Source organism: Minwuia sp. (assembly GCF_048263705.1).
Classification (GTDB): domain Bacteria; phylum Pseudomonadota; class Alphaproteobacteria; order Minwuiales; family Minwuiaceae; genus Minwuia.
Map to the genome: position 1 here is coordinate 439,740 of NZ_JBLXDV010000001.1, position 13,711 is coordinate 453,450.

A 13,711-nucleotide genomic window follows, 5' to 3' on the forward strand; every position below is an offset into this window, starting at 1 on the left:
GAAAAGCCTCCCCTCTAGGCCGCTTCCTGAATCGTCAGGTGCGCTTCCATCGTGGCCTTGCGGCCATCTTCAAAAGTTACTTCGGTCTCGATATCGACCTCGTTCGCGCCGCCGTAGAAGGCCTCGATCACCGGAGCATAATGCTCGGCGATGTAGCCGCGCCGCAGCTTCCGTGTGCGTGTCACCTCGGCGTCGTCCGCATCCAGATCCTTGGCCAGCAGCAGGAACCGCTTGATGCGGCTGACGGCGGGCAGCGATGGATTGATGCGGGTGATCTCGTCATGGATCAGGTCGCGGACTTCCTGCTTCTGCGACAGGTCCACATAGTTCGAGTAGGCGATCCCCGCCTTCTCGGCCCAGTTGCCGACCGTGTTGTAGTCGATCGCGATCATCGCACAGACGAACGGCTTCTCGTGGCCGAACGACACGGCCTCCGAAATGTAGGGGCTGAACTTCAGCTTGTTTTCCACGAACTGCGGTGCGAACGGGGAGCCGTCCACCAGCTTGCCCACGTCCTTCGCCCGGTCGATGATGGTCAGTTCACCGGTGCTTTCCAGGATCCCGGCATCGCCGGTATGGAACCAGCCATCCTCGTCGATGGCTTCGCGTGTGGCTTCCTCGTTCTTGTAATAGCCCACGAAGATGCCCGGGCTCTTCACCAGAACCTCACCATTCTCGGCGATCTTCACGTCGATGCCGGGGCAGGGCTTGCCCACATTGTCCGGCGAGGCGTGGCCGTCCTTCTGCAGGGTCACCGTCCCGCAGGCCTCGGTCGAGCCATACAGCTGCTTGAGGTTGATGCCGAATGCGCGGAAATAGCGGAACGTGTCGGGGCCCAGCGGCGCGCCACCGACATAGCACCAGCGCGCGCGCCGAAAGCCGTATTGGTCGCGGATGGGGCCATAGACCAGAATCTCGCCCAGCGCCTTCTTCAGTTTCAGACTTGTCGGCACCGGCTTGCCTTCCGCCTTCAGGTTCTCGGCCTTGACGGCGGCATCCTTGAACGTGTTGTAGACCCACTTCTTCAACGGCGGGGCATCGTTCGCCTTCACCTGAATCTCGGACAGGATCATCTCGAAGTTCCGGGGGGCGGCAACCAGGCCGGTCGCACCCAGTTCCCGGCCGTCACGGCGGAACGTCTCGGGTTCTTCGGGGCAGTTGGACGAGCATCCGGCCACGATGCTGACGGCGGTGCCGTACAGGGCTTCACCGACCCATGCCAGCGGCAGGTAGGAGAGGAAGTCGTCGCTCTCGCGGACGTCCTCATTCTCCAGGAAGATCCGGGCGGAGGTCACGAGATTGCGATGCGACAGCATCACGCCCTTCGGATTGCCCGTCGTGCCGGACGTGTAGCACATGAAGGCGATATCCTCGGGCTTCACCGCGCGGGCGGCAGCCTCGAAATCCGCGGCGTTCTGCTGCCGGCCCTCTTCCTGAATGTCCTCGAAGCTCTTCAGGATGGAATCGTCATAGCCGCGCAGACCGCGCCCGTCGTCGAAGACCAGCAGTTCGAGGCCGGGCAGGTCTTCGCGGATCGACATGATCTTGTCGACCTGCTCCTGATCCTCGGCCACGATGACCTTCACTTCGGCGTTGTTCAGCACGAAGTTCAGTTCGGAAGCGATCGCATCCTGATAGACGGGGACGGCGGTGCCGCCGAGACAGACCGCAGCCATTTCCGCCCAGTACAGGCGGGGGCGGTTGCTGCCGGCGACGCACAGTTTGTCGCCGGGGCCGAAACCGCGCGCTTTCAGTCCCAGCGCGAATTCCCGCACGTTGCGAATGTAATCGGACCAGGTGTAGGTCTGCCAGATGCCGAGATTTTTCTCGCGCATGGCCGGCTTGTCGCCGCGTTTCTGTTCGTTTTCCAGCAGCAGGCTGGCGAGTGTGTCCGTGTCAGACATCCGTCAGGATCCTCCTGTCAGTTAGATGTGCCGAGATAGGCCTTGATGACCGCCGGGTTGGCCTGAACCTCCGAAGGGGTGCCTTCGGCGATCTTCTCACCCTGATCCAGCACCGCGACATGGTCCGAGATGTCCATGACGACACCCATGTCGTGCTCAATCAGAATGATGGTCGTGCCCAGCTCTTCGTTCACGTCGAGGACATAGCGGGCCATGTCCTCCTTTTCTTCCTGGTTCATGCCGGCCATGGGTTCGTCCAGCAGCAGGAGCTCCGGCTCCAGCGCCAGCGCGCGGCCCAGTTCCACGCGTTTCTGGAAACCGTAGGCCAGGGCGCCGGTCGACTGCTTGCGCAGGTCGTTCAGCTTCAGGAAATCGATGATCTCCTCGCAGCGCTTCCGGTTCGCGATCTCTTCCCTTTGTGCCGGTCCCCAGTAGAGAAACGAACTCAGCACGCCGGACTTCATCCGCACGTGCCGTCCCAGCATCAGGTTTTCGAGAACGTTCAGGCCGCGAAACAGGGCGATGTTCTGGAACGTTCGCGCGATACCGATCTCCGCGCGCTCATTCGGGCGCAGATCGTTGATCCGTTTTCCGTTGTAATCGATGGATCCGCTGTTGGGCGTGTAGAAACCGCTGATCATGTTGACCAGTGATGTCTTGCCTGCCCCGTTCGGTCCGATGACTGAAAAGATAGAACCCCGTGGCACGTCGATCGAGACGTCTGCCACAGCGCGCACGCCGCCGAAAAACTTCGACACGCCGTCTACTTCCAGAATGACGTCGCTGGACGTCGATGCCTGTTGCACCGCTGTCATAGCCCTCCCCAATGCGCAGTCGTTCTTGTTGTTGACTGAACACTACCAGCGGGTAGCGGAAGAATCCAAGCACCTAATGCAACGAAATTATCTCGTGATGTTTTCCGGTGTGTTTACCCGTGCAACGGGGAGTTTCAATACCGCTTCCGTCCCGACGCCTTCGGTGCTGGAAATCTCGACGGTTCCGCCATGCAGTTCGGCGAGGGAGCGCGACAGGGGCAGTCCCAGGCCGGTGCCCTCGTATTTTCGCGACAGCCCGGTGTGGCCCTGCGAAAAGGCCTCGAACATCTGTCCGACCCGGTTTGCCGGGATGCCGATTCCATCGTCCGCGACGCTCACGGTCAGCCATTCCGGGCCAAGTTCGGACGTCACGCGGATGGTGCCGCCTGATTCGGTGAACTTCAGGGCGTTGGACATCAGATTGAGAATGATCTGTTTCACCAGACGCTCGTCGGCATGCAACTCGATCTCGCCCTCCGGTTCCTCGATATCCAGCTGGATCTCCTTCGCGGCCGCGCGCTCGTGAAAGAACCTGACGGATGCGGCGATCGCCGTCCGCAGCGAAAACCGGGTTTCGCGGATCGAGAACTGGCCGGATTCGGCTTTCGACAGATCCAGGATATCGTTGATGACCCTCAGAAGATGGCTACCGCTCTCGTATATGTCGCTGACGTAATCATTGTACTTGCTGTTGCCCAGCGGTCCGAACATCTGCTTTTCCAGGATCTCCGAGAAGCCGATGATGGCGTTCAGCGGAGTCCGGAGTTCGTGGCTCATGTTGGCGAGGAATTCCGATTTGGCGCGGCTCGCCAGTTCGGCTTCGGTTTTCGCGCGCATCAGATCCTGCTCGGCTCTCATGCGCGCGGTCACGTCGCGTGCGATGACCTGTACCGTCGGCAGGCCATCGAATTCGATGATCGAGGATTCCGTCTCCATCTCGAAAATCTGACCGTCCATGCGTACCGCCCTGAAGCCGGTCGCGCCACGGCGGCTGCCGATGCCTTCCTTCATCATCTCGCGCACGTGCGCCTCGATCAGATGCAGGTCGTCGGGATGCATCAGGTCGGACGGTGCGGTTTCCATCAGTGCGCTGTGGGATGGCGCCCCGAAGGTTCTGACGGCTTCCGGGTTGGCGTAGACGACCTGATTGTGCCGATGTACCAGAATCGCATCCGGGTTATTCTCGACCAGGTGTCGATACCGGCTCTCACGTTCTTCCAGCCGGGTCAGCATCCGATGCAGGTCGGAGACGTCGGACACCGCGACCACCATCCCGCCATCGGGCAGGGGAATGCCCTCGACATCGACGACCGTGCCGTTGGGGCGTTGGCGCTGGTACCGGTGCGGCTGGCGGCGCCTCAGTATCGTTATGAAGTTCCGGACCCGCCTCTTTTCGGCTTCGTCGTCGCCGAATTCGTTGCGGGCATCGTTGAACGCGATGATTTCGTCATAGTGACTGCCCGTCTTCACCAGGCCGGTCGGCAGACCGAGCAGTTCGCTGAACCGACCGTTCACCGTGCGGACCCGCAGGTCCTTGTCCAGGACACAGATGCCCTGACGCACGTTCGCGAAGATCGACGCCATGAGCCGGGTCTGGGCGCGCAGCTCGATCTCGCGGCGCTTGCGATCCGTGATATCGGTATAGACGGCCACCGTGCCGAAGTCGGGAATGGCGTGCTCGCTGATCCGGAACCATTGCCCCGTGCTCATCAGCGTTTCCGTCCTGAAATCACCCGCCTTGTGCGCCTCGACCCGGCGTGCCAGCCAGCCTTCGGCATCCGTCGCGGCTTCGGGGACCAGACCGTTCTCCAGGAAACGGCGCATGATCGTCTCGAACGTATCCCCGATCCTCACCATCTTTCGTTCGGGGTCGAAGAAATCGAGGTAGTTTTCGTTGGCGATAACGCACCGGTCGTCTGTATCGAAGAAGACGAGGCCCTCGTTGGTCGAACTCAGCGTCAGTTCCAGCCGCGATCGGGCCCGGGTGGCGTCCTCGTCGGCCTTGACCTGTTCGGTGATGTCGATGCCGTTTCCCCGGTATCCGAGAAACCTTGTTCCCTCGAAGACCGGTGCACCGGATATCTTGAACCATCGGGCGCCCGATGGCGTCTGACGCCGGTAGACGTAGTCCCGGAACGGCTGGCGGGCGGCGAGGAGTTCCAGATGGGCCTTGCCTTCCTCCGTATCCGGCATCAGCCCCATGTCGACGCGGCTCTTGCCGATATAGCTGGCGGCGTCGAGTCCGGTGATCTGCGTGAACTTGTTCGAAACGAAAGTGAAGCGATGCGTATGGTCCGTCTCCCAGAACCATTCATTGGCGATGGCCATGAAGTCTTCAAGACGTGCGGCATCAGATGACCGCCCGCGATCCGCGGAGGAGGTCACGGCACTGATGTCTTTATGCTTGGGAACGGCGGACATTTGCGATTTTCTGAACTCATTATACTACAACACGCTGGATCCTGTGAGGGAGCAGGATACTTCATACCAGCATGGCTTCCCATCACCTAACGTGCAGTTAACGATCCCGCCGGTCCTGCAGCGCGCGATCCTCGATCCGGATGCGCCAGGCGATCAGCATCAGATTGAGGATCGAGAATACCAGGGCGATCTGCCAGAGGCCGACCATCAACGGCACCACCGCGATCTCGCCGATCACCACCAGATAGTTCGGATGCCGCACGAACCGGTAGGGCCCTCCTGTAATGACCGGTGCATCGGGCACATTGATGACCCGGGTCGTCCAGTAGCGACCGAGGGTGGAAATCACCCAGATCCTGCCGCCCTGCAACAGCACGAACGCGATCAGAAGCACCGGATTCACCTCGGCGTCCGCAGGGGCGAACCAGATCAGCGCCGCGATCCAGCTGGTGTGCAGCAGGACAAACAGCGGGTAATGGGCCCGGCCGTGTTCGGTTGCGCCGTCGGCCAACAGACGTCTCGTGTTCCGGTTCGCAAGCCAGAGCTCGGCCAGGCGCTGAACGATCAGGGCCGCCAAGACCACGTGAAAGACGGTCATGTCAGATCCATGCTGAGAAACCCGGCAGTGAAACCCGGACCCAGCGTCGAAAGCAGGGCCCGGCCTTTCAGCCCTTCACGGATGGCAGCCTCGACCACGAAAAGGACGGTAACCGCCGACATGTTGCCGAAATTCCGCAGGATCTCGCGGCTCTGTTTCAGCCCGCCTTCAGGCAGTTCGAAGATTTCCTCCAGCGCGTCCAGAACCTTCGCGCCCCCCGGATGCGACAGGAAATGCCGGTGTTCGTCGAGGGACAGACCTTCCCGCTGCAGGTAGGCGTGCATCGCGGACCCCATCATCGTGCGCACATGGGTCGGGATATCGCGCGAGAAGATCACCGACAGCCCGTCATCGGTCACATCCCAGCCCATCACGTCCAGTGTGTCCGCCCAGGTATGCTCCCCGGCGCAGAGCAAGGTGGCATCGCCCTCCACACCGGTTCCGATCAGCGCCGCCGCCGCGCCATCGCCGAACAACGCGGTCGCGATGACGTTGCTCTTTGTGAAATCCCGGCTGCGGAAGGTCAGCCCGCAAAGCTCGACCACCAGAAACAGGTACAGCTTGCCGGGCTGGCTGCGGGCCATCTGTGCCGCGCGGGCCAGACCGACGACGCCACCGGCGCAGCCCAGTCCGAAGATCGGAAGCCTCTCGACGTCGCGCCGCAGCGCCAGCCGCTCCATCAGCAGGGCATCCAGGCTGGGGGTGGCGATGCCCGAGGTCGAGACCGCGATGATGCCATCGATGTCGTCCACCGTGCGACCGGTCTTGTCCAGCGCGGCCAGCGCGGCTTCTTCCAGCAGATCGACCGCGTTCTCGATGAACAGCCGGTTCCGTTCTCCGAAGCCGTGCACTTCCTTGTACCATTCGATCGGCACGCAGGAGTGGCGGGTTTCGATCTCGGCGTTCTCGTAAACCGGGCGCAGGCGTTCGAAACTGGGCAGCGCACCGCCGAACAGTTCGCCGGCACGCCGCGCCACTTCCGATTGATGCAGGACGTGTTTTGGATTGGCGGTCGACAGGCCCGCCATCTGAACGCTGGTGTCCGATCTGCTCACGTGCTGCTGCTCCTGTGGGCCGGGAAAATTCTTCGACGGGTCTGCAACACCCTAGCTCGGCCTGCAATTCGATGCCGATCCGGTGAGCGGGCCTTTCCCATGCATTGCCGAATGACCATATGATATGGCACACACTTGCTGATGTGGCACAAGCTGATCGACTGCATGCATTGCATATCACAGTCCGGCCTCATTCCGCACGGACACGATCACGCGCGCAACCGGAGTAAAAGCGTAAAATGAGCGGGCAAACCGGGAACAGAAAACCGAGCAAGGAACGTGTGCTGACACCCCGTTCACCCTTCAAGACACGAATTCGCAACTACTTCCTGACCGGTGTCATCGTCACCGCGCCGATCGCCATCACGATCTATCTGACCTGGTCGTTCATCGAATGGGTCGATCAGGTGGTGATCCCGCTGGTGCCTGTCGCCTATCGCCCCGAAACCTACCTGCCGTTCAGTGTGCCGGGTCTGGGCGTGATCGTGGCGGTGGTCGGCCTGACCCTGATCGGCGCGCTGACCGCGAATCTTCTGGGCCGCACCATCGTCCGCATCGGCGAGCAACTGGTCGACCGGATGCCGATCATCCGGGGCATCTACAATGTTTTCAAACAGATCTTCGAAACGCTGCTGAAGGACACGAGCGACTCGTTCAAGCATGCCGCCCTGGTCGAATATCCACGCCGGGGGCTGTACACGATCGGCTTCGTCGCGGGCGATACCAAGGGGGAGGTGGTGCGCCAGACCGGACTCGATCTGGTCAGCGTCTATGTCCCGACGACGCCCAATCCGTCGTCCGGGTTCATCCTGTTCATTCCCCGCGAGGACGTCCACGTGCTGGACATGAGCGTGGAGCAGGCGATGAAGTACGTCGTTTCGGTCGGTGTCGTCGTTCCGCCGGACGGTAAGCCCCTGATCGAAAAGGAATTCGAGCAGGACAGCCAAAGCCGCAAGCAATCATCCTGATCTGAGATAGCGGATCGCCGCGTCGCGTTCGAACAGATACAGCAGCACGCGCAGGGCCGCGCCGCGCGAATGCTTCAGGTCGGGGTCCCGATCCAGGATCAGCCGTGCATCGTCATGGGCTGCGGCCAGCAGTTCCTGATCTCGTTCCAGCACGGCAAGGCGCATGGCGGGCAGGCCGCTCTGACGCGTGCCCAGCAACTCACCGGCGCCGCGCAGGTTGAAATCCTCTTCGGCAATGCGAAATCCGTCATCGGTCTCGCGCAGGGTCTTCAGCCGTTTCCGGGCGGTCTCGCCCAGCGGTGTGCGGTAGAGCAACAGGCATACGCTCGGCTTCGATCCCCGGCCGACCCTCCCGCGCAACTGGTGCAACTGGGCCAGCCCGAAGTTCTGCGCGTCCTCGATGACGATGATCGTCGCCTCGGGCACATCCACGCCCACCTCGACAACGGTCGTCGCCACCAGCAGGGACGTCCGGCCGTCGGCGAACGCCTGCAGCGCGGCGTCTTTCGCCTCGGGCTTGAGCCGTCCGTGGACCAGACCGACCCGGGCGCCGAAATGCTGCGACAGTTCGCGGTGCCGCGCATCGACGGCGACCATCTCGCTTTCCTCGGTCTCCTCCACCAGCGGGCAGATCCAGTAGGCACGGTCGCCGCGCGCCAGCACGTCCCGCAGCCGATCGATGATCTCCGGCAGGCGTTCGGCGGGCAGCACGCGCGTGTCGACCGGCGTGCGTCCCGGCGGGCGTTCGTCGATGCGGCTGACGTCCATGTCGCCGTAGGCGGTCATGGCCAGCGTGCGCGGAATGGGCGTCGCCGTCATGACCAGGATATCGGCGGGATGTTTCGACTTGTCGGTCAGCATCATCCGCTGATGCACACCGAAGCGATGCTGCTCGTCGACGATGGCCAGACCGAGATCGGCGAAATCGACACCGTCCTGGAACAGGGCGTGGGTGCCGACCAGAAGGTCGATCCGTCCGTGCTTCAGGTCGTCGAGTATGCGCGCCCGATCGGGCCCCTTGTCGCGACCGGTCAGACAGGCGATGCGCAGGTTCGATCCTTCGGCCATCAGCGCCAGCGAGCGTTCATGCTGACGCGCCAGAACCTCCGTCGGTGCCATCAGGGCGGTCTGCAGACCCGCTTCCGCTGCGGTCGCGGCAGCCAGCAACGCCACGACCGTCTTGCCGCTGCCGACATCACCCTGCACCAGACGCAGCATCCGGTGCGGAGATGCCATGTCCGCAAGAATTTCGGACAGGGTGCGTTCCTGCGCGCCGGTCAGCGAGAAGGGCAGGTTTGCGCGGATCGTACCGGCGATCCGGCCTGTCTCGGGGATCGATCGCCCGCCACGCTTCTTCAGGTTCCGTCGTACCAGCGACAGGGCGAGCTGGTTGGCCAGCAGTTCGTCATAGGCCAGGCGCTGCCGGGCCAGGCTGTCGGGGCTGCCGTCGGGCCTGTGGACGGCATGCACCGCCTCCAGCCAGGGCGGAAAGCCGCGTTGCGCCAGCCATGCGGCGTCCTGCCATTCCGGCAGGGCCGGCACGTTCGAGACGGCACGTTCCACCGATTGCCGCAGTGTCTTCGCCGCCAGTCCGGCGGTCAGGGGATAGACCGGTTCGTTTGCCGGAACCGTCTCTCCGGAACCGGGATCAATGACATGATCGGGGTGCGGCATCTGCAGCTGTTCGCCGTACCGTTCCAGCTTGCCGGAAATGATCCGGCGTTCGCCCGCCGGATACATCCGGTTCAGCCAGTCCTTGCGGGGATGGAAGAAGATCAGTGCCGCGCTGGCCGTGCCATCGGTCACGATCACCCGGTAGGGCTGGCGGCCATGTCCCTGCCGGTGTTCGACGATATCGACCTCAAGGGTGACGATCCGGCCCGGCTCGGCGTCTTCCAGCGCGGGCCGATAGGTGCGGTCCACCACGCCTGTGGGCAGCAGCCACACCAGATCCAGCGTTCGCGTAACACCCAGGCGTTCCATCGACGCGGCGACGCGCGGTCCTACGCCCTTCAGGCTGGTGACGGGCTGGAACAGGGGGAAAAGCACTTCCGGTCGCATATCGCTTTATGGTCCTGCGATACTGTCCGTGACAAGCCGTCCGCTGACTTTATGCGATCAAGGCACTATATCTGACGCACTTTACCAGACGCGGACGGAAAACATGTCGGACACGAACCAGGATCTGGATGTCAGGCGGCGCAAGCTGATGTACCGGTCGACCTATACCGGAACCAAGGAAACCGACATCATCCTCTCGCGATTTGCCGAGCGGAACCTGCCGACCTTCAGCGCACGCCAGCTGGATCTCTATGAGGAACTGCTGGCGGCGGGGGATCCGGAGATCATGGCCTGGGTCGTCCGCGGCAAACCGGTGCCGCCCGAGTTCGACAATGAGGTCTCGCGCCTCCTGGTGCGCTTCAACTACGCCACATCAGCCTAGTGGCGGATGCGGTGACGGAAGAACTGGCCGGGGCCTTCGCGGCACCGGGGCGGACCCTTGTCCAGAACGCCCCGGAAGGACTCGATGCGCGCTTCGCGGCGGAACTGGCCCGGTCTCGTGAGGCTGGTGCGGTCTTTGTCGCACGTGACGACCAGCGCCTGACGGCTGTTCGCGATCTGCTGAAGTTCTTCGCGCCGTCCCTGAAGCCCCTGATCCTGCCCGCATGGGATTGCCTGCCGTACGACCGTTCGTCGCCCAACCGGCTGATTCTGGCCGAACGGATGCGCACGCTGGGCGAGATCGCCGAAAAGGGCCTGTCGGGGCGGCTTCTGCTCACCACGGTCAACGCCGTGACGCAGCGCCTGCTGCCGCGCGACGAGGTGCGGGGCGGCGGTTTCAGGGCGTCCGTCGGGCAGCGTGTCGACGAGGCGGAACTGGTCGCCTATCTGACGCATCAGGGCTACACGCGCACCGGCACGGTGATGGAACCCGGCGAGTTTGCCATCCGCGGTGGCCTGATCGACATTTTCCCGCCCAATGACCGCAATCCCGTGCGGCTCGACCTGTTCGGCAACGAACTGGACGGCCTGCGCCGCTTCGATCCGATGTCGCAGCGTACCCTGCGCAAGATCAGGCGGTTCCGTCTGACACCGGTCAGCGAAATGGTACTGGAAGAAGGCCGTTGTAACCGGTTCCGCGCGAAATACCGCGAAATCTTCGGCAATCGCGCCGAGAAGGATCCGATCTACGAGAGCGTCTCGGAAGGCAGGCCGTTTCCGGGCATGGAACACTGGCTGCCGCTGTTCCAAAGGGACATGGAAACCGTCTTCGACTATGCCGGGGATGCCGTCTTCATCCTGGACCATCTGTCCGAAGATGCGACCCAGAACCGGTTTCAGGCGATCGCCGATTACTACACGACGCGGAAGGAAGCCGCCGACGTTTCAAGTCCCGCGACAGGCGCGACCTACCGACCGTTGCCGCCGGATCAGCTCTACCTCAGCGCGGGCGAATGGACCGAGGGACTTGCCGGACAACCGGTGGCGGCGCTCACGCCGTTTGCGGTCAGCGATCGGCCCGATCCCGCTGTGCGCGATCTCGCCGGCCGCCAGGGCCGGGACTTCGCGCAGGAACGGGCCGTGCCGGGCGCGAACGTTTATGAAGCCCTGATCAAGTACATCGAGACGGTGCTGGCCGAGGATCGGCGTGTTGTCCTGGCAAGTTACTCGGACGGTGCGCGGCAGCGTCTGTCCGGGATGCTGCGTGACGGCGGCGTGCCCGCGCTTGCCGATGTCGATGATTTCGCCGAGGCGATGAGCCTGCATCCCAAGGTCGTGGGCCTGGCCGTGCTGCCGCTGGAACACGGTTTCGAGAATGCCGAAGTCGTCGTGATTTCGGAACAGGACGTGCTGGGTGACAGGCTGGTGCGCAAGCGCAAGCAGCGCCGCCGGGCCGAGAACTTCATCGCCAATGCGTCGGATCTGCAGCCCGGTGATCTGGTGGTCCACGCGGATCACGGCATCGGCTGCTATCAGGGGCTGGAAACGCTGGACGTCGCGGACGCGCCGCACGACTGTCTGTTGCTGACCTATGAGGGCGGCGACCGTCTGTTCCTGCCGGTCGAGAACATCGAACTGCTCTCCCGCTACGGGTCGGGCGACGGCTCGACCGCAACGCTGGACCGCCTCGGCGGCCGGGCCTGGCAGAGCAAGAAGGCCCGCCTGAAGCAGCGCCTGAAGGACATGGCGGAAGCCCTGATCAAGGTGGCGGCGGACCGTGAACTGGCCGAGGGGCAGGTGCTGGAACCGCCCGCGGGGGCCTTCCAGGAATTCTGCGACCGGTTCCCGTATCACGAGACCGACGATCAGGCCCGCGCCATCGAACAGGTTCAGGACGATCTGGGTTCGGGGCGGCCCATGGACCGTCTGGTATGCGGCGATGTGGGGTTCGGCAAGACCGAGGTCGCGCTGCGTGCGGCCTTCATCGCGGCGATGGAGGGCGTGCAGGTCGCGGTGGTTGCGCCGACGACTCTGCTGGTGCGTCAGCACTACCGGACCTTCAGGGAACGGTTTCGGGACTTTCCCGTCCGGATCGAACAGCTTTCCCGGCTGGTCGCGGCCAAGGATGCGAAGCTGACCAGGGAAGCCCTGAAAGAGGGCCAGGTCGACATCATCATCGGGACGCACGCTTTGCTGAGCAAGACGGTCGGTTTCAAGCGGCTGGGCCTGCTGGTCGTGGATGAGGAGCAGCATTTCGGCGTGAAGCACAAGGAGCGGTTGAAGGAACTGAAGGCCAACGTCCATGTCCTGACACTGACGGCGACACCGATCCCGAGGACCCTGCAACTCGCGCTGACCGGTATCCGTGACCTGTCGATCATCGCCACGCCGCCGGTGGACCGGCTGGCGGTCAGAACCTTCGTCATGCCGTTCGATGAGGTCGTGGCGCGCGAGGCACTGCTGCGTGAGCATTATCGCGGCGGACAGAGCTTCTTCGTCTGTCCGCGCATTTCCGATCTGTCGACGGTGGAAGCGTTCCTGACGGATCATGTGCCTGAAGTGAAATTCGTCGTCGCGCACGGTCAGATGGCGACCGGCGACCTGGAAGACGCCATGAACGCCTTCGACGATGGCACCTACGACGTGCTGGTCTCGACGAACATCGTCGAATCCGGTCTGGACGTGCCCAACGCCAACACGATGATCATCTATCGCGCGGACATGTTCGGTCTGGCGCAGATGTATCAGTTGCGCGGCCGGATCGGACGCTCCAAGACCCGTGCCTACGCCTATCTGACGGTGCCGGCGAACAAGCGGCTGACCGATACCGCCGACCGACGGCTGAAGGTGCTGCAGACGCTGGATCAGCTGGGGGCCGGCTTCACGCTGGCAAGCCACGATCTGGACATTCGCGGGGCAGGCAACCTGCTGGGCGAGGAACAGTCGGGCCAGATCCGCGAGGTCGGCGTCGAACTGTATCAGTCCATGCTGGAAGAGGCGGTCGCCGAGGCGAAGGGCGCGACCGACGCCGCGAACGATCAGAGCTGGTCGCCCAACATCAATCTCGGCGCCCCGGTCCTCATCCCGGAACATTACGTGCCCGACCTGTCGGCGCGGCTGGACCTCTACCGGCGCCTGGCGCATGTCGCCGACACGGACGAGATCGAATCGATCGCCGCGGAGATGATCGACCGGTTCGGGGCACTGCCGCCCGAGGTCGACAGCCTGTTCGAGGTCATGACGATCAAGCGCCTGTGCCGGACGGCGAACATTTCCAAGCTGGACGCAGGGCCGAAGGGCGCGACCGTGACGTTCCGGGAAAACCGCTTTCCCGATCCGGGCGGTCTGGTGCGCTTCATCTCCGGCCAGTCGGGAACGGCCAAGCTGCGGCCTGACCACACGCTGGTCTATCTGCGCGGATGGGATGATGTGCCGGCCCGGGTCAAGGGGGTCAGGCAGCTTGTGCGCGGACTGGCGAAGATCGTGGAACAGGCCGAAGCCGCGTAGG

The 13,711-nt window shown here is 63.2% G+C and carries 9 protein-coding genes; 3 read left to right on the forward strand and 6 right to left on the reverse strand.

All coding sequences use genetic code 11. The features are described 5' to 3' along the window. Positions 1 to 14: 14 nt before the first annotated feature. The 5 genes from ACN0X7_RS01920 to ACN0X7_RS01940 all read right to left on the reverse strand — a co-directional run bounded on the left by ACN0X7_RS01920 (position 15) and on the right by ACN0X7_RS01940 (position 6,793). Positions 15 to 1,904 carry an AMP-dependent synthetase/ligase gene (locus tag ACN0X7_RS01920; RefSeq protein ID WP_417513522.1) on the reverse strand — a complete coding sequence of 630 codons (1,890 nt, stop codon included), beginning with the start codon at positions 1,902 to 1,904 and terminating at the stop codon, positions 15 to 17. A 17-nt stretch (positions 1,905 to 1,921) separates the two neighbouring features. Next, the gene (locus ACN0X7_RS01925; RefSeq protein ID WP_417513524.1) at positions 1,922 to 2,719 is read right to left on the reverse strand and encodes an ABC transporter ATP-binding protein; all 798 of its coding nucleotides are present in this window, start codon (positions 2,717 to 2,719) and stop codon (positions 1,922 to 1,924) included. A gap of 87 nt (positions 2,720 to 2,806) precedes the next feature. Next, entirely contained in the window at positions 2,807 to 5,140 is a 2,334-nt protein-coding gene (locus ACN0X7_RS01930; protein ID WP_417513526.1) for a PAS-domain containing protein, read from the reverse strand. A 97-nt stretch (positions 5,141 to 5,237) separates the two neighbouring features. Continuing rightward, entirely contained in the window at positions 5,238 to 5,738 is a 501-nt protein-coding gene (locus ACN0X7_RS01935; protein ID WP_417513528.1) for an isoprenylcysteine carboxyl methyltransferase family protein, read from the reverse strand. Continuing rightward, on the reverse strand, positions 5,735 to 6,793 hold the full coding sequence (locus ACN0X7_RS01940; protein WP_417513530.1) for a type III polyketide synthase: 1,059 nt from the start codon (positions 6,791 to 6,793) through the stop codon (positions 5,735 to 5,737). The genes ACN0X7_RS01935 and ACN0X7_RS01940 overlap by 4 nt, the downstream gene beginning before the upstream one ends. Positions 6,794 to 7,074: 281 nt before the next feature. On the opposite strand from ACN0X7_RS01940, the gene ACN0X7_RS01945 reads away from it, so the two are divergent. Beyond that, positions 7,075 to 7,761, forward strand: coding sequence for a DUF502 domain-containing protein (locus tag ACN0X7_RS01945; RefSeq protein WP_417513532.1), 687 nt, complete (start codon positions 7,075 to 7,077; stop codon positions 7,759 to 7,761). Here the strand turns inward: ACN0X7_RS01945 and recG are convergent. Then, the gene (recG, locus tag ACN0X7_RS01950; RefSeq protein WP_417513534.1) at positions 7,753 to 9,822 is read right to left on the reverse strand and encodes an ATP-dependent DNA helicase RecG; all 2,070 of its coding nucleotides are present in this window, start codon (positions 9,820 to 9,822) and stop codon (positions 7,753 to 7,755) included. The genes ACN0X7_RS01945 and recG overlap by 9 nt on opposite strands. 103 nt (positions 9,823 to 9,925) lie before the next feature. Here recG and ACN0X7_RS01955 point away from each other — a divergent pair, with 103 nt between their 5' ends. After that, entirely contained in the window at positions 9,926 to 10,204 is a 279-nt protein-coding gene (locus tag ACN0X7_RS01955) for a succinate dehydrogenase assembly factor 2 (protein WP_417513535.1), read from the forward strand. 11 nt (positions 10,205 to 10,215) lie between these two features. Next, positions 10,216 to 13,710 (forward strand): transcription-repair coupling factor, encoded by a 3,495-nt coding sequence (mfd, locus tag ACN0X7_RS01960; RefSeq protein WP_417513537.1) that lies wholly within the window; start codon positions 10,216 to 10,218, stop codon positions 13,708 to 13,710. Position 13,711 lies beyond the last annotated feature (1 nt).